Annotated in this window: 24 protein-coding genes; 10 read left to right on the top strand and 14 right to left on the bottom strand. The window is 48.2% G+C overall.

Going from position 1 to position 22,918, the window contains the following annotated elements:
• The 11 genes from fliP to fliF all read right to left on the bottom strand — a co-directional run bounded on the left by fliP (window position 1) and on the right by fliF (window position 9,725).
• Window positions 1-657, bottom strand: coding sequence for a flagellar type III secretion system pore protein FliP (gene fliP, locus AC6I4B_RS03980; RefSeq protein ID WP_497771929.1), 657 nt, complete (start codon window positions 655-657; stop codon window positions 1-3).
• Between the two features lie 113 nt (window positions 658-770).
• Window positions 771-1,175 carry a flagellar biosynthetic protein FliO gene (fliO, locus tag AC6I4B_RS03975; RefSeq protein WP_497769779.1) on the bottom strand — a complete coding sequence of 135 codons (405 nt, stop codon included), beginning with the start codon at window positions 1,173-1,175 and terminating at the stop codon, window positions 771-773.
• Window positions 1,175-1,579, bottom strand: a complete 405-nt coding sequence (gene fliN, locus AC6I4B_RS03970) for a flagellar motor switch protein FliN (RefSeq protein ID WP_497769777.1) — start codon at window positions 1,577-1,579, stop codon at window positions 1,175-1,177. The genes fliO and fliN overlap by 1 nt, the downstream gene beginning before the upstream one ends.
• Before the next feature lie 7 nt (window positions 1,580-1,586).
• Window positions 1,587-2,585, bottom strand: a complete 999-nt coding sequence (gene fliM / locus AC6I4B_RS03965) for a flagellar motor switch protein FliM (protein ID WP_497769776.1) — start codon at window positions 2,583-2,585, stop codon at window positions 1,587-1,589.
• 5 nt (window positions 2,586-2,590) lie between these two features.
• Window positions 2,591-3,085, bottom strand: coding sequence for a flagellar basal body-associated protein FliL (gene fliL, locus AC6I4B_RS03960; RefSeq protein ID WP_497769774.1), 495 nt, complete (start codon window positions 3,083-3,085; stop codon window positions 2,591-2,593).
• Between the two features lie 147 nt (window positions 3,086-3,232).
• Window positions 3,233-4,522: a flagellar hook-length control protein FliK gene (locus tag AC6I4B_RS03955; protein WP_497769773.1), complete on the bottom strand. Its 1,290-nt coding sequence runs from the start codon at window positions 4,520-4,522 to the stop codon at window positions 3,233-3,235.
• A complete protein-coding gene (gene fliJ, locus AC6I4B_RS03950) occupies window positions 4,519-4,968 on the bottom strand; it encodes a flagellar export protein FliJ (protein ID WP_497769771.1) in 450 nt (149 codons plus the stop codon). Before fliJ ends, AC6I4B_RS03955 begins: the two co-directional genes overlap by 4 nt.
• A gap of 6 nt (window positions 4,969-4,974) precedes the next feature.
• Window positions 4,975-6,360 carry a flagellar protein export ATPase FliI gene (fliI, locus tag AC6I4B_RS03945; protein ID WP_497769769.1) on the bottom strand — a complete coding sequence of 462 codons (1,386 nt, stop codon included), beginning with the start codon at window positions 6,358-6,360 and terminating at the stop codon, window positions 4,975-4,977.
• Window positions 6,357-7,067, bottom strand: coding sequence for a flagellar assembly protein FliH (locus tag AC6I4B_RS03940; protein WP_497769768.1), 711 nt, complete (start codon window positions 7,065-7,067; stop codon window positions 6,357-6,359). Before AC6I4B_RS03940 ends, fliI begins: the two co-directional genes overlap by 4 nt.
• Entirely contained in the window at window positions 7,054-8,043 is a 990-nt protein-coding gene (gene fliG / locus AC6I4B_RS03935) for a flagellar motor switch protein FliG (RefSeq protein ID WP_497769766.1), read from the bottom strand. The genes AC6I4B_RS03940 and fliG overlap by 14 nt, the downstream gene beginning before the upstream one ends.
• Window positions 8,043-9,725: a flagellar basal-body MS-ring/collar protein FliF gene (fliF, locus tag AC6I4B_RS03930; protein ID WP_497769765.1), complete on the bottom strand. Its 1,683-nt coding sequence runs from the start codon at window positions 9,723-9,725 to the stop codon at window positions 8,043-8,045. Before fliF ends, fliG begins: the two co-directional genes overlap by 1 nt.
• A 281-nt stretch (window positions 9,726-10,006) precedes the next feature.
• Here fliF and fliE point away from each other — a divergent pair, with 281 nt between their 5' ends.
• From fliE to AC6I4B_RS03890, 8 genes are all read left to right on the top strand, one after another.
• The gene (gene fliE / locus AC6I4B_RS03925) at window positions 10,007-10,333 is read left to right on the top strand and encodes a flagellar hook-basal body complex protein FliE (protein ID WP_497769763.1); all 327 of its coding nucleotides are present in this window, start codon (window positions 10,007-10,009) and stop codon (window positions 10,331-10,333) included.
• Window positions 10,334-10,556: 223 nt separating this feature from the next.
• Window positions 10,557-11,414 carry a CheR family methyltransferase gene (locus tag AC6I4B_RS03920; protein WP_497771928.1) on the top strand — a complete coding sequence of 286 codons (858 nt, stop codon included), beginning with the start codon at window positions 10,557-10,559 and terminating at the stop codon, window positions 11,412-11,414.
• Window positions 11,411-12,454, top strand: coding sequence for a protein-glutamate methylesterase/protein-glutamine glutaminase (locus AC6I4B_RS03915; RefSeq protein WP_497769762.1), 1,044 nt, complete (start codon window positions 11,411-11,413; stop codon window positions 12,452-12,454). The genes AC6I4B_RS03920 and AC6I4B_RS03915 overlap by 4 nt, the downstream gene beginning before the upstream one ends.
• Window positions 12,455-12,516: 62 nt before the next feature.
• Window positions 12,517-12,906, top strand: a complete 390-nt coding sequence (gene cheY / locus AC6I4B_RS03910; protein WP_497769760.1) for a chemotaxis response regulator CheY — start codon at window positions 12,517-12,519, stop codon at window positions 12,904-12,906.
• Window positions 12,907-13,560, top strand: a complete 654-nt coding sequence (cheZ, locus tag AC6I4B_RS03905) for a protein phosphatase CheZ (RefSeq protein WP_497769759.1) — start codon at window positions 12,907-12,909, stop codon at window positions 13,558-13,560.
• A gap of 88 nt (window positions 13,561-13,648) precedes the next feature.
• On the top strand, window positions 13,649-14,794 hold the full coding sequence (flhB, locus tag AC6I4B_RS03900) for a flagellar biosynthesis protein FlhB (protein WP_497769757.1): 1,146 nt from the start codon (window positions 13,649-13,651) through the stop codon (window positions 14,792-14,794).
• Entirely contained in the window at window positions 14,794-16,899 is a 2,106-nt protein-coding gene (gene flhA / locus AC6I4B_RS03895) for a flagellar biosynthesis protein FlhA (protein ID WP_497769756.1), read from the top strand. The genes flhB and flhA overlap by 1 nt, the downstream gene beginning before the upstream one ends.
• Window positions 16,899-17,306 carry a flagellar protein FlhE gene (locus AC6I4B_RS03890; RefSeq protein ID WP_497769754.1) on the top strand — a complete coding sequence of 136 codons (408 nt, stop codon included), beginning with the start codon at window positions 16,899-16,901 and terminating at the stop codon, window positions 17,304-17,306. The genes flhA and AC6I4B_RS03890 overlap by 1 nt, the downstream gene beginning before the upstream one ends.
• A 66-nt stretch (window positions 17,307-17,372) precedes the next feature.
• Here AC6I4B_RS03890 and AC6I4B_RS03885 read toward each other — a convergent pair whose 3' ends face one another.
• The 3 genes from AC6I4B_RS03885 to fliD form a co-directional block, all read right to left on the bottom strand.
• The gene (locus AC6I4B_RS03885; protein ID WP_497769752.1) at window positions 17,373-17,711 is read right to left on the bottom strand and encodes a flagellar protein FliT; all 339 of its coding nucleotides are present in this window, start codon (window positions 17,709-17,711) and stop codon (window positions 17,373-17,375) included.
• A gap of 14 nt (window positions 17,712-17,725) precedes the next feature.
• Complete coding sequence (fliS, locus tag AC6I4B_RS03880; RefSeq protein WP_497769751.1) at window positions 17,726-18,112, bottom strand: flagellar export chaperone FliS; 387 nt, start codon at window positions 18,110-18,112, stop codon at window positions 17,726-17,728.
• 66 nt (window positions 18,113-18,178) lie between these two features.
• On the bottom strand, window positions 18,179-19,651 hold the full coding sequence (gene fliD / locus AC6I4B_RS03875; protein WP_497769749.1) for a flagellar filament capping protein FliD: 1,473 nt from the start codon (window positions 19,649-19,651) through the stop codon (window positions 18,179-18,181).
• 689 nt (window positions 19,652-20,340) lie between these two features.
• Here fliD and AC6I4B_RS03870 point away from each other — a divergent pair.
• Entirely contained in the window at window positions 20,341-21,594 is a 1,254-nt protein-coding gene (locus AC6I4B_RS03870) for a FliC/FljB family flagellin (RefSeq protein WP_497769748.1), read from the top strand.
• Window positions 21,595-21,904: 310 nt separating this feature from the next.
• The gene (locus AC6I4B_RS03865; RefSeq protein ID WP_497769746.1) at window positions 21,905-22,606 is read left to right on the top strand and encodes an EAL domain-containing protein; all 702 of its coding nucleotides are present in this window, start codon (window positions 21,905-21,907) and stop codon (window positions 22,604-22,606) included.
• The last annotated feature ends 312 nt before the right edge of the window (window positions 22,607-22,918 follow it).

Raw genomic sequence — 22,918 nt, 5'->3', positions numbered from 1 at the left:
TTAGCTAAAGAAACTTTGAGCTAATGAGCCCATAATTAACTGCCAGCCATCAACCAGAACAAATAGCATCAGCTTAAATGGCAGAGAAATTGTCGCCGGTGGTACCATCATCATCCCCAGCGCCATCAATACGCTGGCAATAACCAGGTCGATAATCAAAAACGGAATAAAGACCGTAAAACCAATCTGGAAACCGGTTTTTATCTCACTGGTCACAAACGCAGGCAGTAAAATGCGCATTGGCACATCATCTCTCGACGCAAAATTGTCCTCTTTCGCCATCCGCGTATACAACGCTAAATCTGTCTCGCGAGTTTGCGCCAGCATAAAAGTACGCATCGGTTGCACCGCTTTATCCAGTGCATTTTCCATCGAAATTTTATCCTGAGAGAGCGGCTGCCAAGCCTGATCATAAATTTGGTTAAACACCGGGGACATAACATAAAACGTCAGAAATAACGCCAGGCCTAATAGCACCTGGTTTGGCGGCGTAGAAGGCGTCCCCAGCGCGTTGCGCAGCAGGCCAAGCACGATAATAATTCGGGTAAACCCCGTCATCATTAGCAGTGCCGCAGGCAAAAAGGTCAGAGAGGTAAGCAATACCAGCGTTTGCAGCGGTAACGACCAACTTTCGCCATTACCGCCGCGCGTCAGCATAATATCGCTATTTGCCGCATGGGCTGCATGAATAGGCAGCAACAAGCTGACAAACAGCAGAACAATACAGCCAAGCGGTAATACAAAGCGAGAACGAATAAGGTGACTGGCCATTACTTTACGGACTCCACCTTATTTTTTTTAAGTATTTTCATTAGGGTTGTTTGAAACTCGTCTTTCTTCTCCAAATCACTCTCACCTTCATCCCTTAAAGGTTTATCCAGCGTAGCCAGGCAACTAACCTGCGAACTGGTGACGCCAAGCACTAGCCATTTGTTTTCAACCTCAATAATGACAGCCCGTTCGCGCTGACCGAGTGAACGGCTTTCAACTATGGATAGGTGTTTGCCACTTTTCACTAAGCCTGACGTCAAACCCGCACGGCGAGCCACCCATGCAACCGCTATAATAAGCAATAAAACCAACGCCAGTGCACCACCAGCATTCGTCAGCAATGATGCCGTGCTAGTATCTGGTGTTGCAGTAGATAGCGTCTGTATATATTGTTCTTGATTCATTATCGGCCCAGACGACTCATACGCTCTGAAGGAGTAATAATATCGGTAATACGAATACCGAACTTATCAGAAATAACGACTACCTCACCTTGCGCAATAAGATAACCATTAATCAGAATATCCAGAGGTTCACCCGCCAATCCTTCTAAAGAAACCACCGACCCCTGGCTTAACCGCAGTAACTCTTTGATCGTCATTTTTGTGCGACCCAGTTCTACAGTCATCTTCACCGGGATATCAAGGATCAGATCAATATCCTCCGAGAAGTTTGCGACCACATTATCTTTAGTTTCGGGGGAAGCCTGGCTACTACTTTCACTCATTTGCTGCTCACTCATCGCATCTCCCCAAAGACTATCGATAGATTGTTTGTCAGCATCGGAAGACGGTGTCATGTCACTCATGGGGAAATTACTCCTTCTTAAAAGATGATAAAGCAGTGTTCATTAAACGTTCGACTTTCAGCGCATATTGATTGTTAACGCAGCCATATTTTCCAGAAAGGACAGGGACGCCATCGACCAAGGCCTGAACTGAATCTGGTTTATCCACAGGAATAATATCCCCTGATTTCAGACTCATAATTTTAGATAATCTCGTTGGAATTTCCGCGAAATTGGTAACCAACTCCAGCTCAGTCTCTTTCACCTGAGCGGTAAGGGTGTTGCGCCATGAGTCATCTTCTTGCCTGGAGTTTTCCAGGGGCAGATTAGTTAGTAGCTCACGTAATGGTTCAATGATATTGAACGGAATACATATTTCAAATTCACCGCTATGCGGACCAATCTCAACATAAAACGGTGTTGTAACCACAATATCATTCGGCGATGAGGTAATATTGGTAAACTTAACCTGTATCTCTGCGCGAACATATTCAGTCTTCAGTTTAAAGATAGTGCTCCAGGCGGAATCATAGGCTTCCAATGCCATCGACAGCATACGTTTAATAATTCGCTGTTCGGTGGGCGTAAACTCTCGGCCATCAGCTTTAGTCTGAAAACGCCCATCACCACCGAACAGGTTATCGACTGCCATAAACACCAGGCTTGGAGAAAAGACAAATAATGCCGTTCCTCGCAATGGGTTCATATGCACCAGGTTCAGGTTCGTCGGTACCGGTAAGTTTCTGGCAAACTCATGATAAGGCTGTATCTTTACGTTACCCGCCGTAATATCAGGACTACGTCGTAGCAGGTTAAACAGGCCTATACGAAACTGTCGTGCGAATCGTTCATTAATAATCTCTAGTGAATGTAAGCGTTCACGAACGACTCGCCTCTGAGTATTGGGATCGTAAGGCTTAATACCATTATCCTGCGTCCCATCATCAATAGCCGACTCACTATCAGAGTCGCTACCACCGCCAAGTAGACGGTCAATTTCAGCCTGAGATAATATGTTATCTGACATAAAAATTACCGTAAAATAAAGGCATTAAATAATACATCAGCAATCGTAGCATGTTGGCCAGGAGCAAACTGAACGCCAAGATCTGTCATGATGTCATGAATTAATACGCTTCTACCCTCAATACTTGACAAATCTTCAGCCGTTTTTTGCGCAAAGAGAAAAAGCAGGCGGCTGCGAACTTCCGGCATAAATTTCTCAATCACCTGTTTTGATTGTTCATCTTTGACACGCAGTGTCACACCGATATACAAGACCCGGTCATTTTCAGCTTCAGTCGGTTTAAGACTAACAGTGAAGGTTTCCAGTGGTACATACATAGGAACCGCAACTGGTGGTGGGGTCTTTTTCGGATCATTTAAATTTGCCATTTGGGACTGCATATTTTTCATTTCATATACAGCATAACCCGCCAGCCCGCAGGCAACGATGGCAATCAATATGACCATAATCAGAGAGCCTTTTTTCCCGCCCCCTGCATTTTTCAGTTTCGTTTTTGACATGGTAAGAAAAACCTTGTTATGAAATAACTCTAAAACGAGCATGTAGAGACACCCAAATGCGCTATGTATTCTATTACAGTCGGGCGTCCGAACAATTCAATGAATATCTAAAATTAATGTGCGTAAAGAGAGAGATAAATCCGTTAATTAGGCAAAGGTATTAATACCGCTTGCATAACGCACTATTCTAACGGGAATTTCTGCTTCCTCTTCCGGCAATAAAGCGGCATCGCTAATTTCCCCATCATATGCTGCCTTGCCGCCTTCATGCCCCGGTTGCGAGAAGAATCCACCCGAAGATGAGGCATCTGCTCCCACGCTACTTTGTTCAAGATTTAGCCCTGAGTCTGCAAGCGTTGTTCTCAGATGCGGCATTGCCGCTTCTATTGCTGCACGTACCTGATGGTTATCCGTGACAAAGTGCAGTTGTACCTGATCGTGATTCAGCCGCAGGTTAATTTGTATAGCCCCCAGCTCTTGCGGATGCAGGCGTAATTCCGCGTTCTGGATCCCATTACGCGTAAACAACGAAATATTCTGGCCAAGCGAGTTCTGCCATGCCGGAGTGCCTAATTCCTGATTCAACACAGCGGTAGACTTCACAACGGTATCGACTGACGCGGTTCTAAAGTGCGCCATAGGCGCATGTTCAGCCAACGGCAGAACCTCCTGATGTGCGCCCTCTGCACTCATTTTAACTTGTGACGTTACAGGCGTTGCGGCGAGTGCGGTCGTTAACAGGTTCTCGCTGGTCTTGCTGTCGCCGGTGTTACCCGCTATTGGCAACAAATCGGGTTGTTTTACCGGATCGTCCGACACCGTTTTCTGCTGTCCTGCGGCGAGGGTAAATAGCGCTTTGTTAGCTGATGTCGTCGTTAATTCAGCGGCGGTTTTAGAATCCGTTGCCCCTTTTTCTGCCAACGCCATTAACGTTGCCAGCTTCTCCGGTGAGGCTCCCTCCCCCAGTGAAGCAAAACTGTCGATATCGCCTGGCAACGCCGCTAACGCCCCGGCGCTATCCAGATTAGCCTGTACGACTCCCGGCATCCCGGCGCTGTCCAGATTAGCCGGCAGGGCGTTCGCCATCAGTGGATCGGTCTGCTGCTGCTGCATTGCCTGCACCAGCAACAACTGTAACTGTTCCATACGAGGGTCGATAACCGCCAGAGTAGGATCGTCACTGCTTTTATCCGTTTTATCCCGCCCATCATGACTGACAGAGGGAAGCTGGCTGGCAATATCTAAACGGTCCGTTTTTATTTTTACGTCACTATCATCAGGCTTATCGCGCTTGCTGTCGGTGGTATCACTCTTGCGCTGGGCGGAAGCCATTTTATTATCCAGTTCTGACGAGAAGTCAGCACTTGCGGTGTCATCCTTTTTAGGCTCTGCCCTGGTCGGCACATCCGCGATAACAGGTAAGTTAACGACTTTCATAACATCTCACTCCTGAGGCCGGCTCGCTGGGCAAATTCATCCATCATTTTTTGTTCCAGACGGTTCTCTTTCAGCAACCGAGCTGACTCGGCGCGGCTTTGCAACGTTTCAAAAGAGTTGAGACGTCGCTTATCCTGACGCCATAACTGCATCGTCTGGTTCACCGAGTTCTGACAGGTTTTGACATGTTCATTGTGCTGCTTCACCACCGTTCTGAGGGAACTAATAAACGATTGGTGGACAATCAGCGTTGTAACCGACATGCCTTTATCCGCCATACTGCCCTGGAACTGCTGCTGGTATTCCAGCTCGTAGTTCTCCAGCTCCTGAAGCTGGTTCATTGCTTTACGGTAGGTTTGCTGCACCTTCCCTAGCTGACTGGTGGTGTTATTCAGGGTCTGTTCAGCAAGATCGCGCAGAACATCCATCGGACCATTATGTGCCATGTTTCACTACTCGCTTACGGATTGAATGGGATTAGGGAAAATGTCGGAAAGCTGCTGATAAGAGGCCTCATAGCTGCTCTTTTCAGTAATCCCCTGCTGTAAAAACGCCTCCAGTTGGGGGTACAGCTTAATGGCATTATCCAGCATCGGGTCGCTGCCCGCGGTATATGCGCCAACGCTAATCAAGTCGCGGTTTCGCTGCCATGAAGATAACAACTGTTTGAAATTCTGAACTTTTTTATAATGCGGCTCATCAATAAGCTCTGTCATCGCTCGGCTGATTGAGGCTTCAATATCAATCGCCGGATAGTGCCCGGACTCGGCCAATCGCCGTGACAGCACCACGTGACCGTCAAGAATCGCGCGCGCAGAATCGGCGATGGGATCTTGCTGATCGTCCCCTTCGGTCAACACCGTATAAAAGGCCGTTATCGATCCCCCGCCTTTTACCCCGTTACCCGCGCGCTCAACCAGCGCGGGCAACTTCGCAAATACCGAAGGCGGATATCCTTTGGTCGCAGGCGGTTCGCCAATCGCCAGCGCAATCTCACGCTGAGCCATGGCATAGCGGGTCAGCGAGTCCATAATCAACAACACATCCATCCCGCGATCGCGGAAATCCTCGGCGATGCGCGTCGCGTAAACAGCCCCCTGCATACGCAAAATCGGCGAAACATCGGCAGGTGCGGCGATCACCACGGAACGGCGGATCCCTTCTTTACCGAGGATGTTCTCGATAAAGTCCTTCACCTCTCGACCACGCTCGCCAATCAAACCGACAACAATAACGTCGGCCTTGGTATAGCGCGCCATCATCCCGAGCAGAACGCTTTTGCCGACGCCCGACCCCGCAAACAACCCCATACGCTGACCACGTCCCACGGTTAACAGGCCGTTAATCGCTCTGACGCCTACGTCCAGAACATGTTTAATCGGGTCGCGTTGCAGTGGGTTAACGTGCGGCGTAAACAGCGAGCCTCTCTCTTGCCCTGATGGCGCTGGCAACCCGTCCAGAGGACGGGCGCTGGCGTCAAGCACGCGGCCGAGCAGTTCCGGGCCAAGCGGCAGTTGCTTGCCACGAATCATGCCGGAAGCACTTTCCAGTGCGTAAACCCGAGCGCCAGGCAGGATCCCTTCCACGTTCTCGAGCGGCATCAGATAGAGGCTTCGGCCATTAAATCCAACCACTTCACTTTCGACTCGTGCCGTGCCTTTGGCATCGTTACGCTCAACAATGCAAAGCGTCCCGATAGGGAGCTTCAGACCAATGGCTTCCATGACCAGCCCGGTTGCCCGTGTCAGTTTTCCATACTGACGGAAAGAGGGCAGCGTGCTGATGGCCTGTTCCTTTTTATCAACAAAATCCAGCCAGTTTTTAAGGCGAAGCGTCACGATGTATAATCCTCCCGGCTGAGGCGACATAACTCTTCCCAGCGCGTTGAGATACTGGCGTCAAACTCGCCCTCTTCCGAAGTAATACGGCAGCCGCCCGGTAGCAGCTGATCATCCTGACGCAGCACCCAGTTCAAGGCATTCAGCTCCTCGCCCAGATTTTCCTGCACCATCAGAAAATCTTCCGAGCTAACACGCAGTTGCGCGTGGCCTTTCAGCAGCGTTTCCTGTTGTAGCAAGTGGCGGATCTTCTTCAGCATGACGGTATGATCGTAAGCAATGTTCTCGCCAATCACCGATCGCGCGGCGGTCAGCGAAAGCTGTACCAGGCGCGATGGAATCACACTATCCAGGCTGCTGAGCGACGTCGTAAACTCTTTAAGCAGTTGCGAGAAACGTTCCACAATCGCCTTCTGCTGCTCTTTCGACTCCGCAACGCCTTGCGCAATGCCTTCTTCTAGTCCCTGAGCGAAGCCGTCCTGATAGCCCTGTTTTTGCCCGGCATCCACGCCACGCGCCTGCCCTTGCTTGAAACCATTATTCTCAGCCTGCTGGCGGAGGTGCGCCAACTCGGCCTGAACGATTTCATCCGACTGCGGGTCATCGCCCACTTCGGCAGGCTCTATCCGGGTTGGCACATATTCACAAAGGAGATCTGACGGCTGCCAACGCTGCCACCCTTTTACATCTGGATCAGACGTAGACATCCTCACCCCCACCAATAACCACTTCGCCCGTTTCTGCCAGACGGCGAACAATCAACAGAATATTCTTCTGCTCGGCTTCCACCTGGGACATACGCACCGGCCCGCGCGAGTTCAGATCATCAATCATGATATCTGCCTGACGACGTGACATATTGCGGAAGAACTTATCGCGCAGCGGCTGATCAGCACCTTTAAGCGCAATAAGAAGCGAGTCGTTCTCTACTTCCTGCAGAATACGCTGGATGCTGATGTCTTCGACCGACACCAGATTCTCGAACAGGAACATCTCATCGATAATTTTCTGTGCCAGTTCATGGTCAAACTCACGCACCGCCTCAATCGCGGCTTCTTCCTGCTGAGTTTTCATCAAGTTGAGAATTTCAGCAGCAGGACGAACACCACCCATTTTGCTGCGTTTGAGGTTTTGACCATGCAACAAGTTGTTGAGCACTTCGGTCAGTTCCTGGAGCGCGGCTGGCTGTACACCACCGAAGGTCGCGATACGCAGCATAATGTCGTTACGTTCGCGATCTTCGAATTTCGCCAGCACTTCCGCCGCTTGCGCACGCTTAACGTGAACCAGGATAGTGGCAATGATCTGCGGATGTTCATCACGAATCAGATCGTATACCGACTGCGGTTCCATAAAGTTCAGCGTTTCAATACCATTGCTGCCGCTCTGCGTATCCAGCAGATCTTCCAGCAGGCTGGTGGCGCGTTCCTCGCCCAGCGCTTTCACCAACACACTGCGTAGATATTCGCTGGTATTCATGTTGAGAGCCGCATACTCTCCAGAATCACGCTGGAACTCTTTCAGCACTTGCGCCAGCTGCGCGTGGGTAAAACCACTCCCCATCCCCACCATTGCACTACTGACCTGAGTCACTTCGTGAGTATTGAGGAATTTAAAGACCTCTGCGGCCCGCTCATCACCGAGCGTTAACATAACAACCGCACATTTTTCAGCTGCGTTCATTATTGTTTTTCCTTATTCATCCACTGACGAAGGACAAGCGCGATAAGCTGCGGCTCTTGTTCTGCCAGGGTTCGTAGGTGTTGAGCATTCAATTCTGTTTCAACGCGCTGCTGAGCCTGAGCCTGGGCATTTAGTTCACCCATCTTAGCCTTCGCATTCTCTTCTGCCTCACGGGCCTCTTTTTCCAGCTCCAGACGTTTTATCGTCGTCTCTTGCTGTTTTGCCCATGCTGGCTGAACAACCTTACGCCACAGGATCCACGCGATAATCGCGATGAAAAGATAGCGTGCAGCAATCACCAGGAAGTTGATAAATTCCGGTTGCTTCCACAGTGGTATCGCTGGTTCTTCATCCGCCTGGCTAAACGCTGAGTTAACGATATTCAACGTATCGCCGCGTTCAGCGGAATAACCCATCGCCTCTTTCACTAACGCATTGATTTGATCCATCTGCGCTTTACTTAACGCTTCTGGCTTCCCCTCTTTCGAGAGCTGATAATTCACCACCACCGCAACGGAAAGACGCTCAAGCTGCCCTGAATTACGCTTAATGTGCGTCAGCGTGCGATCCAGTTCGTAATTAGTGGTTTCATCCTTTTGTGAGTTATATGGCTGCAACGACGTCGTTGATGTTGTCGCGGCATCCCCGGCAGCCTTTGCGGCATCTCCGGCACTCTTTCCAGACGTTATCGGCTGCGTCAGCGGAGCAGTCGCAGGTACTGGCGGCTGATTGCTAAGAGCGCCCGGCACTCCGCCAACGCCATTTTTATTGCCCTGTTCAGAAGCACTCGTTTGGCGGCTACGAATAGCCATCTTATTGAGGTCGGTATTTGGCCGATACTGCTCTGCCGTTTGCTCATTAAGCGTAAAATCGATTTGCGCCGTCACCTGAGCACGGACATTTTTACTGCCAACAATCGGAGCCAGGATCGCCTGAATTCGATGTTGATAATCCGCTTCTACGTCACTGGTGTATTTCCGCTGTGACGTTTGCAGCGCTTGCCCGCCGTTTTGGGTGAGTAGATGGCCATTCTGATCGACGATAGTGACGTTATCTGGATTCAGGCCTGAAACCGCGCTTGAAATAAGATAACTAATCGCGTTGATCTGGCTCGCGTCCAGCGTACGACCATTGTTAATATTTACCGTGACAGAAGCAGAAGGCTGCTTTTGTTCACGAATAAACATTGACGGCTTGGGAATAGCTAAATGCACTCGCACACTGCGCACTGGCCCAAGCGTTTCAATGGTTCGGGATAATTCGCCTTCAAGTCCGCGTTGGTAATTCACCTGCTCACTAAATTGGCTAATACCAAATTTTTCTTTATCTAAAAGTTCAAACCCTACAGCTCCGCCTTTAGGCAATCCCAATTGAGCCAGCTTCAGACGAACGTCATAGACCTTGTCCTCTGGCACCATAATGGAGCCGCCATGTTCAAAACGATAAGGCACATTCATTTGTGCCAGCTGAGTAACAATTTCTCCGCCATCCTGATCGCTGATACTGCCATACAGGACGCGATAATCCGGTGCTTTTGCCCAGAACAACAACCCGGCAACAATTGAAATTGCTGCCGCTACAGAAAATATAAGGACAATTTTCGGATTGGAACGTAATTTCTCTAATACGGCTGCAAAATTAACTGAAGCGTAATTCTTGTTACCGTCTGTCGTGACACTCATGCCTTAGCCTTGTTGAAAAAATATAAATTAAGCAATGTGGACGCAATATTACGAATCAGCACTCCGCCAACTGAAATCAATGAGGCATTTACACTGACAAAATCCCGAAACATATAGTAGCCGCTAATCGCATTATTTTAATCGGCGATAAGTCGAGATCTCTGTCAGCTTATCGGGTTTTTTTCTACTTATTGGCTGGTGATAGACTGCACCACCAGAAAAAGAGGAAGACTCTGTAATACCAGACATTGTTCTTATTAAGAGAAATCGAGGAGAAAAGCATGTCTATTCAATCAATGGGTAATATTCTGGAGCAAATTCAGTTCCAGTCTCAGCAGGCTGCATCGACAGGAAAGTTCAGATCTGTAGGTGCCCCAGAAAAATCGCAACAATTTTCCGACATTTTATTTAACAATATTAACGAGATTAATCAGTTACAAGGCACTGCGAAAAGCCAGGCCCAGAGTTATGTTGCTGGTACTTCAGACATTGGCCTTAACGATGTCATGGTTTCTCTGCAAAAATCGTCTCTGGCTTTAAATCTGGGCGTTCAGGTACGTAACAAGATGGTGAGTGCTTATCAGGATATTATGAGCATGGCCGTTTAATCAGCCATTCAGGCTCCAGGCAATATATCGCATGGTCTCAAAACCACTAGAGCGAATTCCTATTCGATTGTAATAAATACAATTTTTTCCTTATTTATCTCTCTTGTCGAAAGTGCCCAGAGAATAAATTCGACGTTTGATTCTCACCACGATATAGGGCAAAAAAAAATGAACAGGATTTCGAGAGTTCTCAAGAGCGAGGACGCCATAGATGAGTAAAATCATGGCAGGAGCTAATCAGCGGGATAAGTCAAATATCTATGCCAGTAAATCCCTTTCTGATGCTGAATTGCAGAAAATCAGTAAGTTGATTTATCAATGGGCAGGGATTGTCCTCACCGATCAGAAGCGTGACATGGTCTATAACCGTCTTTCTCGGCGGTTGAACGACCTGAAGTTTGGCAGCTTTTCTGAATACATTGACTATATGGAACAGAACCAAAACGGTGAAGAGTGTCAGAACTTTATTAATGCGTTAACCACCAATCTGACCTCATTTTTCCGTGAAGCGTACCAGTTCCCTATCTTAGCTAAACATGCAGCTAGCCGCGCGCGCGCGGGTGGCTATAGCGTGTGGTGTGCGGCAGCATCAACCGGAGAAGAGCCCTGCTCTATTGCCATGACGCTCAATGAAACGTTAGGCAATAGCCTTGGGCCGCGAATTTGGGCGACCGATATTAATACCAGTGTGTTGAAGACGGCCGCCAGCGGAATTTACCGTCTATCCGATCTGGATAACATGACCGCCGAACAAAAAAAAAAATGGTTTCTCCGTGGCACCGGCACGCAACAAAACATGGTGAAAATAAAGCACGAGCTACTGACCAGTATTCATTATCAGCAGCTCAATTTATTGGATCCAATCTGGAACCTTCCAGGGCCATTTGACGCAATATTTTGCCGCAACGTAATGATTTATTTCGATCAAAAGACCCAAGTACAGTTGATGAAACGATTTGCAAAGATGCTTAAACCTGGTGGATTGCTGTTTGCCGGGCATTCTGAGCATTTCGGAAATATGACTATTCCATTCCGTTTACGTGGCCAGTCCGTTTATGCCCTGGCTCAGGATACGCAATGAAAAAAATTAAAGTACTTTGTGTTGATGATTCGGCGCTTATTCGCAGCATTATGAGCGATATCGTCAATCAGCAACCCGATATGGAAATGGTAGCAACCGCCCCCGACCCCATTATCGCTCGCGATCTGATCAAACAGTTTAATCCAGATGTCCTGACGCTGGATGTCGAAATGCCCCGCATGGACGGTCTGGATTTTCTTGAGCGTCTGATGCGTCTACGGCCCATGCCCGTGGTGATGGTTTCCTCGCTCACCAGCAAAGGTTCAGAAATTACGCTCAGCGCGCTGGATTTGGGAGCGGTTGATTTCATCACCAAACCGCAAATCGGGCTGAAAGACGGCATGGAGCAGTACAGCAAACTGATTGCCGAAAAACTGCGAATTGCGGCGACGGCGAAAGTGGGTCGCAGAGCACAAACCTCTGCGCTTACCCAGGTTATCGGCCCACGAGTCGGCAACGAGAAAATTATTGCTATCGGTTCCTCTACGGGAGGCACAGAAGCGCTTCGCCAGATATTGATCCCCATGCCAGCAACAAGCCCTGGCATTGTGATTACGCAGCATATGCCGCCAGGCTTTACCCGCTCTTTCGCTGAACGCCTGAATAAGCTGTGCCAGATTTCGGTGAAAGAGGCAGAAGACGGCGATAGCGTCCTGCCAGGCAATGCGTACATCGCACCGGGCGACTTCCATATGGAGCTGGTGCGTAGCTCAACAGGCTACACCATCAGACTGAATCAGCATCCACCGATGAATCGCCACCGGCCATCGGTCGATATGATGTTTAACTCCATCATCAAATCAGCAGGTAAAAACGCGGTCGGCGTCATTTTAACCGGGATGGGCAACGACGGCGCTCGCGGGCTACTGGGTATGCGCCAGTCAGGTGCCTGGACACTGGCACAAAGTGAAAAAACGTGCGTCGTGTTTGGTATGCCGCGCGAAGCTATTGCGCTTGATGGCGCCTGCGAAGTGGTTGATCTTGAAGATATCAGCCAGCGCATGCTTAGCAGTATCACTGGGCAACTACGCAAAAATTAACATTTTTGGTTCTCTTATTTTTCAACAGCCCCAAATGGGCATTATTTTATTGGAACAATCAAATGGTAGACAAGAATATACGCTTTCTCGTGGTTGATGATTTTGCAACCATGCGCCGCATTGTCCGCAACCTGCTTAAGGATCTTGGTTTCAATAACGTTGATGACGCCGAAGATGGCCAGGATGCGTTAACGAAATTACGTGAATCTCGCTTCGATTTTGTTATCACCGATTGGAACATGCCAAATCTCGACGGCCTGCAATTGCTTTCAGAGATTCGTAAAGATCCTAATTTCAGCAGCCTTCCCGTATTGATGGTTACAGCCGAAGCCAAAAAAGAAAATATTGTTGCTGCCGCTCAGGCCGGAGCCAGTGGTTATGTCGTTAAACCATTTACGGCAGCCATTCTTGAGGAAAAACTCAATAAGATTTTCGAAAAACTCGGGTGGTAAATGATGGTTAGCGAACAGGATGAACATTCAGAGAATAATTATAAGGATCTCTTCTCGCGTATCGGCCATCTGACTCGTTTATTGCGTGACAGTATGGCGAGCTTTGGCCTGGATAAGGCCATCATGGATGCTGCGGAGGCCATCCCGGATGCCCGCGATCGGCTCAGCTACGTGGTGGGAAAAACCTCTCAGGCAGCGGATCGTGCCCTCACCTGCGTCGAAATCGCCCGCCCGCTCCAGGATACATTGAGTGAAGAAGCACAGGCGCTGACGCGCCGTTGGGATGAGTGGTTTGAATCGCCGATTGAGTTACCGGAAGCACGAGAGTTGGTGATTGATACACGCCATTTTCTGAAAGAAACGCCGATGGTCGTGAATAAAACCAATGAACAGCTGATGGATATCATGATGGCGCAGGATTTCCAGGACCTTACTGGCCAGGTTATCCAGCGCATGATGCGGTTGATTGAAAGTATCGAGAACGAGCTGATTCAGGTTCTGGTGGAAAACATGCCAGAAACTCAGGTGGTACGTACGGAGGATCCTGACGATCTGGACAATCTGAAAAATGGGCCGCAGATCGACCACTCCAAGGCTGGAGTCGTTGCCTCACAGGATCAGGTTGATGATCTCCTTGAAAGCCTGGGTTTCTGATGCGTTCTTTTTCCGTATGGTTCCCGACATAGCCAAACCGGTTGTGACGTCCTTCGGCCTGCTTTTTTAATACTTTTGAATAAAAACCATGTCTGAAGAAAGTGACGTAGAAAAAACAGAAGACCCCACACCCCATCGACGCGAGAAAGCTCGTGAGGAAGGGCAAATTCCCCGCTCTAAGGAGCTGACTTCCTTGTTAATGTTACTCAGTGGGTGGTTACTGATCCTGGTGGGGGGAGATGGCGCAGCGCGAAAGCTGGCACAAGTGCTACACCATGCGCTCTCGTTCGATCGTGCTGCTGCTGTCGATCCTCAACTGATGCTTCGGCAACTCACCGAACATTTTGGGATGGCGGCCATGTCGGTGCTTCCGCTGCTGTTAGGGCTGTTCATATGCGCTATTGCAGCTTCGACATTGATTGGTGGGCTTCATTTTAGCAGTAAATCATTGAAAGTTGATCTCAAGCGCATATCACCAATATCCGGTTTGGGGCGCATGTTTTCAGCTCAGGTGATTTCAGAGTTATTGAAAAGTCTGCTGAAAGTCACGCTGGTCAGTTGTGCATGTGCCCTTTTTCTGTACGGCAATAAAGCGCATCTCATTCGGCTTATTAACGAGCCGCTTCCTGACGCACTTTATGACGCACAGACGTTAATTTCTCGCTGTCTGTTGATAGTGATTCTTTCTCTGATTCCTATGGTTGGCTATGACGTTTTCTACCAGTTAATGAGCCATACGAAGAAGTTACGTATGAGCCGTCAGGAGATACGCGATGAATTCAAACAGCAGGAAGGGGATCCACACGTTAAAGGGCGAATCAAGCAGATGCAGCGCGCCGCCGCCCAGCAACGCATGATGGCGGATATCCCAAAAGCCGACGTTATTGTCAATAACCCCACCCATTACTCTGTGGCTCTGAGCTACAAAGAGGGGAACATGAAAGCACCTGTCGTTCTGGCGAAAGGCGCGGGGGAAGTGGCACTACGCATCCGCGAGCAGGCGGAAATACACCGGATCCCGATGCTTACCGCCCCTCCGCTGGCGCGAGCGTTGTTTCGGCATTGCGACATCGGCGAACAGATTCCTACAGAGTTATACAGCGCAGTTGCCGAGGTTCTTACCTGGGTTTACGGGCTACGTCGCTGGCGTCATAACGGCGGCATAAGGCCGAAAAAACCTGCACATATTACGGTGCCTGAGGCACTTGATTTTACACAAGAGAGTCATGACTGATGGCAAATTTAGCCACCAAATTACATATTCCAAACCTTAAAGAGACACAGTGGCAGATACTGGCAGGCCCGGTTCTCATCATGATGATTCTGGCCATGATGGTCCTGCCTCTGCCCGCTTTTGTTCTGGATGTGCTTTTTACCTTCAATATCGTCCTTTCACTGATGATATTGATGGTTGCGATGTTTACGCAAAAAACCCTCGAGTTCTCGGCATTTCCGACCGTGTTGCTGTTTTCAACGCTGCTGCGACTCGCGCTCAATATCGCCTCAACGCGTATTATCCTGATGGATGGACATACCGGGGCTAGTGCGGCGGGTCACGTCGTCGAAGCCTTCGGTCATTTCCTTGTCGGCGGTAACTTCGCCATCGGTATTGTGGTCTTCGCCATTCTTATCATCATCAACTTTATGGTTATCACCAAAGGTGCGGGGCGTATCGCCGAAGTGGGCGCGCGTTTCGTACTCGACGGGATGCCGGGTAAGCAGATGGCGATTGACGCCGACCTGAATGCGGGTCTGATTGGCGAAGATGAAGCGAAGCGCCGCCGTAGCGATGTCACCCAAGAGTCTGATTTTTATGGCTCGATGGACGGGGCCAGTAAGTTTGTTCGCGGCGATGCCATTGCGGGCCTGCTGATTATGGCCATCAACGTCATCGGCGGCCTGATGATTGGTATCATGCAACATGATATGTCGTTTGCTGAAGCCGGTGAAACCTACACCCTGCTGACTATCGGTGATGGTCTGGTGGCGCAAATTCCTGCACTGATTATTTCCACCGCCGCAGGTGTCATCGTCACCCGAGTCTCCACCGAGCAGGATGTCGGTGAACAGATGGTCAGCCAGCTATTCAATAACCCTCGCGTTATGGTACTGGCGGCAGCCGTTATTGGCCTGCTGGGGATGATCCCCGGAATGCCTAACTTCGTCTTCCTGCTATTTACCGTGACATTACTGGGTGTTGCCTGGTGGCTTCGTGGCCGTGAGCTTGAAAATCTGCGCAGTGGCAAGCACACGATGACCAGAGAGGAAAAAGCGTTAGCCAAAGCGGAAAGCGAAGCCGGACAGTCCGCCGAAGCCTCCTGGTCCGATGTCCATCTTGAGGATGTTCTGGGGCTGGAAGTGGGCTACCGCTTGATCCCGATGGTTGATGAAGGGCAAAGTGGGCAGTTACTCACTCGTATCCGAGGGATCCGCAAAAAATTTGCACAGGAGATGGGCTTTCTACCTCCACCGATTCATATTCGGGATAACCTCGATCTGTCGCCAACCGATTACCGTATCCTCTTAAAAGGTGTCGTTATCGGCCAGGGTGAGGTGCAGCCTGAACGCTGGATGGCCATTGATCCAGGCTGTGCAGAAGGCGATCTTCCCGGTATTCCTTGTCAGGATCCGGCGTTTGGTCTGCCAGCAATTTGGATCGATGAAGTGCTAAAAGAGCAGGCTCAAACGCAGAACTATACGGTCGTCGATCCAAGTTCGGTTATTGCCACGCACCTGAACCAAATTATCGGCAACCATACCGACGAGCTGTTCAGCCGCCAGGAAACCCAGCTTCTGCTGGAACGCATCACCAAAGAGATGCCGAAGTTAGTGGAAGATTTAATCCCAGATGTCATTAGCCTCACCACCTTCCATAAGGTGCTGCAAAATCTGCTGGCAGAACGTATCTCGATCCGCGACATGCGCACGATAATTGACACGCTGGCCGAGTTTTCACCGGCATTGACCGACCCGGATGAACTGACCGCCCAGGTGCGTATTCATCTTGGACGCGCAATTACGCAGCAGTGGTTCCCTGGCAATGATGACATTCAGGTTATTGGTATGGACCTCAATCTGGAAAGACTGCTTATCCAGGCGACCCAGAGCGGCAGCGCGATTGAACCCGGCATTGCAGAAAATATTCTCGTGCAGACGGAAAACGCCATACAACAGCAGAGCGCGATGGGCGCACCGCTGGTGCTGCTGGTTAATCACTCTATCCGCACGATGCTTTCTCGCTTCCTGCGTCGGGTCTACCCACAGCTGACGGTACTGTCTAACCTTGAGATCAGTAATAACCGTAATGTACGCATGTCATACGTGATTGGAGGCAAATAATGATTCAGCGTGCTGTGTGTACTCTTCTGGCTTCATTGCTTACGTGCTCAGCGCACGCAAATATTAACGCATGGAGCCAGAAAACCAGCGGCGGTGTAATAAGCGTAGGTGGGCAAATTCTCAGTGGGCGAGCGCTGCTCGCCCCCGATATCCCCTCCTCGGCAAAGGTGAGCAGCATTTCATGGCGGATTGTGTTACTGACGCCTCCGCCACCAGAGCTGAAAATTAAACTCTGCAATGCCACAAAATGTCTGAATATACCCACGCTGAGCGGGCAGATGAACGTTAAGATCCCCTTTTCTGCCGCAGATCACTTTAGGTTTATTTATGTCGTCAATCATCCGGGGCAGCTCTCCCCGACATTGAATGTGATAAGTAATGAATTAACGGTAAATTATCGCCGGTAAGTAGAGAAGGGAAAACCTATCCCTGCGGTATGGGGATAGGCTTAACGCCACAGATTTAGTATCGTATCAGTGGAAACCCGTAGAGGATTGAGAGGAGTACGCCTGGCTACTTTTTTTCCCGTGTTGCAGCATCGCAATATCCTTGCTTAATACATTCAATCGTATCTTTAATATTCTAGTTATTTCGTTTTCATTCTTAATAAGACTATTCAGGAATAAAGCAAAATGCTCCTTTTCGTCGGCCGTTAATCCATCAACCTGGTTATCAATAATCCCACGGAGTGCCACAATATAGCGCTGGGCAGACTCATAAAATTCATCCCACCGCCCTTCCTTAACCATATCAAGCAATTCAATATTTAGTTTATAAACCTCTTCACATCTCTCTGATAAGATATTAGTCATATATGCACCTGTATCTACTGTGGTTCAATTTCTTTCCAGGTTGTGGAAAGGTTTAATAATAGTTCAGCTACGTGTGATAGCGCTTCTGGATTCCCCTTCAGGTTAGCCTGCAATAGTGTACGGGACATGTATTCATATTGCTGATCCAACTGCAATGCGATCTCTTTACCTTTCTCATAATCCAGCGAGGCTCGCAAACCGTTATCGATAATATTGATAGCCTTAGAGATCATTTCACCGCGTTTTGCTACATTACCGTTATCAAAGAAGATTTTCGCTTTCAATATAGAGCTGTATGCGCCATCAAACAGCATAGAAATAAGTTGGTGCGGTGATGCGCCTTTTAGTTGGCTCTGAAGGTGAATCTGCGCATAGCTTTCTGGGCCGCGATTTGAGTACATAGTTGTCTCCGTGATAAACAACCGGCAGATAAATATCTGCCGGTTCAACTTGAAAATATTTAAAAATCACTTAGATAATAATGAAAGCAGTTGTGAACTCATGTTATTCATTTTTGACATTGCCGTATCGAGATTCTGGAATTGAACACGATATCTTTCGACCTGCGCATCAATGAGTTTTTGCGTTCTTTCGATTTGCGTTCCTACCTGTTTCACCTGCTCGCTAAGAGCATCCGTCGTCGATTTAATCAAACCGCCATCTTTGGAGTTTTTCTCACCCGCATATTCGGTAATGATGTCATTAAGGCCGCTCGCTAATCCTGGGGAGTCACCGTGTGCCATGAACATGTTAGCGATCTCATCCGGGTTATCGGCGATGGCGGCGTCCAACTTGTCTGTATCCAGCGTCATTTGCCCAGTGCTCGCATCAATTTTGATACCGAGATCGGCAAGCGAGCCATAATCAGCCCCCGAATCGCCATATACCCCGTTCACGACGCTGCCTATCTCGCTCATCATACCGCGCAGCATCGCATCGCCCATTAACGCGCCACTATCAGAGCTTTGTGTCGCCACATCTTCATCTTTAAGTTTAGAGGTGTCGTTCGGGACGTACTTGCTCGCTGCCGTCGTTTTACTCAGCAATTCATTATATTGCTTAACAAAATCCTGCAGCGTTGTTTTAATCGCCGATGTGTCTGGCGTAAGCGTAAGCTGCTCACTTTCCTGCACACCAGCGCTATCTTTTGGCGTTACCGACGTCAGTTTCAGCGTCACACCCGTGATGATATCGCTGATATTGTTAGAAGAACGCGTATAAGTATCGCCATCGACTTTAACAATTGAGTTCTGGGCTGCGGAGACGGATGTCATATTGTCCCCTTTACTTGGGTCGCCCCCCTGGTTGGTATCCAGCACATTAGCAAGCTGGCTATCCCCATCAACCTTAACCGTCATTTCGCCATCCGAGCCGGTAACTTTTGAACTAAGTACCAGCTGGTAGCCACCATCTGTACGCTGTACCGATGCACTAACCGTACTGTTTTGCTTATTAATTGCTTTCGCAATGTCATTCAGCGACGTTTGATCGTCATCAAGCTCCACGGTTAACTTCTTATTATTACCGTCACTATCTTTCAGATTCTGAGTGATAGTCAGCGTACGTTTGCCACCGGTTGTCGAGCCCAGATCGGTATCGGCATCACTTTCTAAACCCGTTTTCAGCTTGTGAGCGGTAGCTAGCTGCTCAACCGTAACGGAGTGGACATCGGCAAGCGCACCGGTACTGGCCGTCGCCGTAAAGTTTTTGTTTTCGCTAATGTTTAAGGTATTAAATGCTTCACTACTCAGTTTTTTGACGACAGTCTGTAAGGAAGAAAGTGCGCTGGAGATTCCCCCCCAGGTAGAAACTTTTGCGTTAAAGCTCTTTTGCCGATTAGTAAAGGGATTCAAACGAGTTTGTTCAGCGGCTTTCAGCTTCTCCAGCATTGATGCAGTGTCAATGCCACCCGTTCCAACACCTAATGACGAGATACCCATAGTATTTTCCTTGATGATAGCGGTTAGCGTCTATTAAATTCACTAATTTACATCGGACTTTATAGGTTTTAGTTTAATTTTTTTAGCCCTATACCAGCAACACTCAGCAAGGTTATGAACACAATTCCCCTCTTTTCAACGGATAGCCCATCGTTATTTTTATAACGACATAGGCAATACCCCGCCGGGATAAGATATCCTGGACTACAATTTTCATACGCTATATTTTATTAAATTTACATATGCGTCCAAAATTTGGCTCATATGTACTGATAGCCTGTTTAAATCCTGATCAATCTTTTAAAATGCGTGCATTTATTACATTATTTTAAGCAAAGGAAAACCGCATCATCGGAATCGACACATCAGCGCTCTGCGTGCATCTTATATACGTCCTTTTCATCTACTGCTTTCTCCTCTCGTCTCCTCTCTTCTCCTCATAGACTAAACTTTCACAAACGCCCCAACGACCAGTAGATAGGTACATCTACTAACGCTGAAAACTCGAAAAACATTTTAACTAACCCCACAAGTCCAACAGGCATAAAAGAAAAGTGACAATGATTTTTTTTCATTTTTTTTTTTAGTTTTCCCTCAGACACCCGATATTTCTAGTATGCGAGCGAAACACCGCATATCTATATTGCATGACATATGCAACGGTATCATTTAATTATTGAGGAAATAGTATGGCACAGGTAATTAATACCAACGCACTGAGTCTGATGGCGCAGAATAACCTGAATAAATCTCAGTCTACTCTGGGTACTGCTATTCAGCGTTTGTCTTCCGGTCTGCGTATTAATAGCGCAAAAGATGACGCCGCTGGTCAAGCAATCAGCAACCGTTTCACCGCAAACATCACTGGCCTGTCTCAGGCATCACGTAACGCCAACGATGGTATCTCCATCGCTCAGACCACTGAAGGCGCGCTGAACGAAGTCAACGCTAACCTGCAGAACATCCGTCGTCTGGCAGTACAGGCTAAAAACGGTACTAACTCTGATTCTGACCGTCAGTCTATTCAGGATGAAATCAACCAGCGTCTGGATGAAATCAACCGTATCTCTGAACAGACCGAATTCAACGGCGTGAAAGTACTGAGCGAAGATCAAACTCTGTCTATTCAGGTTGGTAGCAACGATGGCCAGTACATCGATATTAAACTGAACAAAATGGATTCTGATAAGCTGGGCATGACCGGTTTCGCCGTTGCGGATGGTGTTGATACTTCTACCCTGACCGCTGCAACCAACGTTGATGTTGATGCTGGCTATAAGTACGACTTCTCGAAAGCAACTGACAGCAGCGCTGGTTCTGTAGCCCTGACCGACATGGTTAAAGGTACCGATGACAAGCTGTATGTAACTGATGGTACTGATTATTATGCAGTAACTGACAACAACGGTACATTCGAGTACGATTCTGCGACTAAAGCAACCGCTGGTGATTTAACTGCGGCTCAGGGTGGTTCATCCGTCAATGGTAAAGCAGCTACTAAATCTGTTGCTGCAGACGTGACCGCACTGGGTAGCAATAAATTAATGGGCGACGGCAAAGGTAACTACTATGTTCAGGATGCTACTACTGGCGCCCTGACCAAAGCAAAAATCGATGCCTCTGGCGTTGTCACCGATAGCGGTACTAAAGTAGCAACCGGTGCTGCAACTACTGACCCACTGGCTGTTATCGATAAAGCCCTGGCTCAGGTTGATGAACTGCGTTCCGGTCTGGGTGCGGTACAGAACCGTTTCGATTCTGTTATCAACAACCTGAACAGCACTGTAAACAACCTGTCTGAATCTCGTTCACGTATTCTGGATGCGGACTTCGCTTCCGAAGTATCTGAAATGAGCCGTTCTAACATCCTGCAGTCTGCTGGTACCACTGTACTGGCACAGGCTAACCAGGTTCCACAGAACGTACTGTCTCTGCTGCGTTAATACGAGCAAGACTCGACTTATTTGGGTGTCTCAAAGCCCTGCACCGTATCAGGTGCAGGGCTTTTTTTATTCAGTTTTTTCATTTCTGTCCGCTATTTACGGCTTAGAAATCATACAAACAAAGGTACAATTCATTATCGTCAACCCTCATATATCGTCTTGTGAAATGCTGCCCAGTTTTAATTTAAGGTAATTAAATATGAACCTATCAGCCCATTGGAATTCGCTATATCGTTATAAGAAACTCGACCTATTCAGACTTTTTAAACCACGCCCAGTCCATAAATCTTCTTTAGAATGTTTTTTGGAAATGAACTCCTATCCTTATTTACAACCGATAGTCTCGGCAATAACAGGAGAAGTCATTGGTGCCGAAATTTTGTTACGTTTTATTGACAAAGACGGCAGCTGCTATGCTCCTGGTACGGTTATTGAGGAGCTAGAAAATAGCCGTCATATCAATAAACTAACGGTTGATTTAATCAATAATATTCATCAGCACTTCCTCCCGATAGCCAGCAACCTGCCAAACGACTTCTTCTTCACCTTTAATATTTGCAGCTCACAGCTTGCCAACGACCCGCTCAGAGAAGCGGCATTGAAATTTAGCGATAATTTTAATATGGTGCTGGAAATTATCGAACGCTCAGTATTAGAGATAGATGATGATATCCAGGTTGCGGTTGAAGAGATGAGCAATGAAGGCATACAGTTTGCGATTGATGATTTTGGTGCCGGGCATACCAGCTTAAAGTATCTGGAAATCATGAACTTCAGCTTCTTAAAAATAGACCGTGATTTGACCAGAGCCCATCAGGGGAAACTGATTTACAAAAATACGGTATGCGCCCTGGTAGAGCTAGCCCGGAAATTAAATATGTCCCTGATAGCCGAAGGGGTTGAAACTCAAGAGCAGGTCACTTTACTCACCGAGGCAGGAGCAGAACTACTGCAAGGATACCATTACTCCATGCCGCTCTCAGTTCCTCACTTTATTAAAGAATATTTTTAATCGCTCCCATACTGCGGCCATGTGACCATCCATGAGATAAGTACGCACTCAACGGATTAAACGCCTGCATGAAGAAATATCAAGGGGTAATAACAATGGCAAGTAATCGTGAAACGAGGCAGGGTAATGACTGGCCCTGATAGAGATTGACTATTTTCTGCATATAAAACGCCTATGTCTATCATCAGGCGTTTTGTGTTTTAGGGCCAGAGTTCGCCGGCGATAATTCCACAGACGTTTTCACCTTCTTTCTTACTCCCCCACTCAATGCTGTTTTCACTCTTTCCCCATCATTTCGCAGGGTTCTGCCGA

It is taken from the genome of Kluyvera fluvialis (genome assembly GCF_059725275.1).
The sequence above is the reverse complement of the archived record's forward strand: the minus strand, read 5'-3'. Positions and strand labels throughout refer to the sequence as shown.

Excerpts from the sequence above, each read along its gene's own strand:
- fliP (WP_497771929.1), bottom strand. The coding sequence starts at position 657 with ATGCTGACGCGCGGCGGTAATGGCGAAAGTTGGTCGTTACCGCTGCAA.
- fliO (WP_497769779.1), bottom strand. The coding sequence starts at position 1,175 with ATGAATCAAGAACAATATATACAGACGCTATCTACTGCAACACCAGAT.
- fliN (WP_497769777.1), bottom strand. The coding sequence starts at position 1,579 with ATGAGTGACATGACACCGTCTTCCGATGCTGACAAACAATCTATCGAT.
- fliM (WP_497769776.1), bottom strand. The coding sequence starts at position 2,585 with ATGTCAGATAACATATTATCTCAGGCTGAAATTGACCGTCTACTTGGC.
- fliL (WP_497769774.1), bottom strand. The coding sequence starts at position 3,085 with ATGTCAAAAACGAAACTGAAAAATGCAGGGGGCGGGAAAAAAGGCTCT.
- AC6I4B_RS03955 (WP_497769773.1), bottom strand. The coding sequence starts at position 4,522 with ATGAAAGTCGTTAACTTACCTGTTATCGCGGATGTGCCGACCAGGGCA.
- fliJ (WP_497769771.1), bottom strand. The coding sequence starts at position 4,968 with ATGGCACATAATGGTCCGATGGATGTTCTGCGCGATCTTGCTGAACAG.
- AC6I4B_RS03940 (WP_497769768.1), bottom strand. The coding sequence starts at position 7,067 with ATGTCTACGTCTGATCCAGATGTAAAAGGGTGGCAGCGTTGGCAGCCG.
- fliG (WP_497769766.1), bottom strand. The coding sequence starts at position 8,043 with ATGAACGCAGCTGAAAAATGTGCGGTTGTTATGTTAACGCTCGGTGAT.
- fliF (WP_497769765.1), bottom strand. The coding sequence starts at position 9,725 with ATGAGTGTCACGACAGACGGTAACAAGAATTACGCTTCAGTTAATTTT.
- fliE (WP_497769763.1), top strand. The coding sequence starts at position 10,007 with ATGTCTATTCAATCAATGGGTAATATTCTGGAGCAAATTCAGTTCCAG.
- AC6I4B_RS03920 (WP_497771928.1), top strand. The coding sequence starts at position 10,557 with ATGGCAGGAGCTAATCAGCGGGATAAGTCAAATATCTATGCCAGTAAA.
- AC6I4B_RS03915 (WP_497769762.1), top strand. The coding sequence starts at position 11,411 with ATGAAAAAAATTAAAGTACTTTGTGTTGATGATTCGGCGCTTATTCGC.
- cheY (WP_497769760.1), top strand. The coding sequence starts at position 12,517 with ATGGTAGACAAGAATATACGCTTTCTCGTGGTTGATGATTTTGCAACC.
- cheZ (WP_497769759.1), top strand. The coding sequence starts at position 12,907 with ATGATGGTTAGCGAACAGGATGAACATTCAGAGAATAATTATAAGGAT.
- flhB (WP_497769757.1), top strand. The coding sequence starts at position 13,649 with ATGTCTGAAGAAAGTGACGTAGAAAAAACAGAAGACCCCACACCCCAT.
- flhA (WP_497769756.1), top strand. The coding sequence starts at position 14,794 with ATGGCAAATTTAGCCACCAAATTACATATTCCAAACCTTAAAGAGACA.
- AC6I4B_RS03890 (WP_497769754.1), top strand. The coding sequence starts at position 16,899 with ATGATTCAGCGTGCTGTGTGTACTCTTCTGGCTTCATTGCTTACGTGC.
- AC6I4B_RS03885 (WP_497769752.1), bottom strand. The coding sequence starts at position 17,711 with ATGACTAATATCTTATCAGAGAGATGTGAAGAGGTTTATAAACTAAAT.
- fliS (WP_497769751.1), bottom strand. The coding sequence starts at position 18,112 with ATGTACTCAAATCGCGGCCCAGAAAGCTATGCGCAGATTCACCTTCAG.
- fliD (WP_497769749.1), bottom strand. The coding sequence starts at position 19,651 with ATGGGTATCTCGTCATTAGGTGTTGGAACGGGTGGCATTGACACTGCA.
- AC6I4B_RS03870 (WP_497769748.1), top strand. The coding sequence starts at position 20,341 with ATGGCACAGGTAATTAATACCAACGCACTGAGTCTGATGGCGCAGAAT.
- AC6I4B_RS03865 (WP_497769746.1), top strand. The coding sequence starts at position 21,905 with ATGAACTCCTATCCTTATTTACAACCGATAGTCTCGGCAATAACAGGA.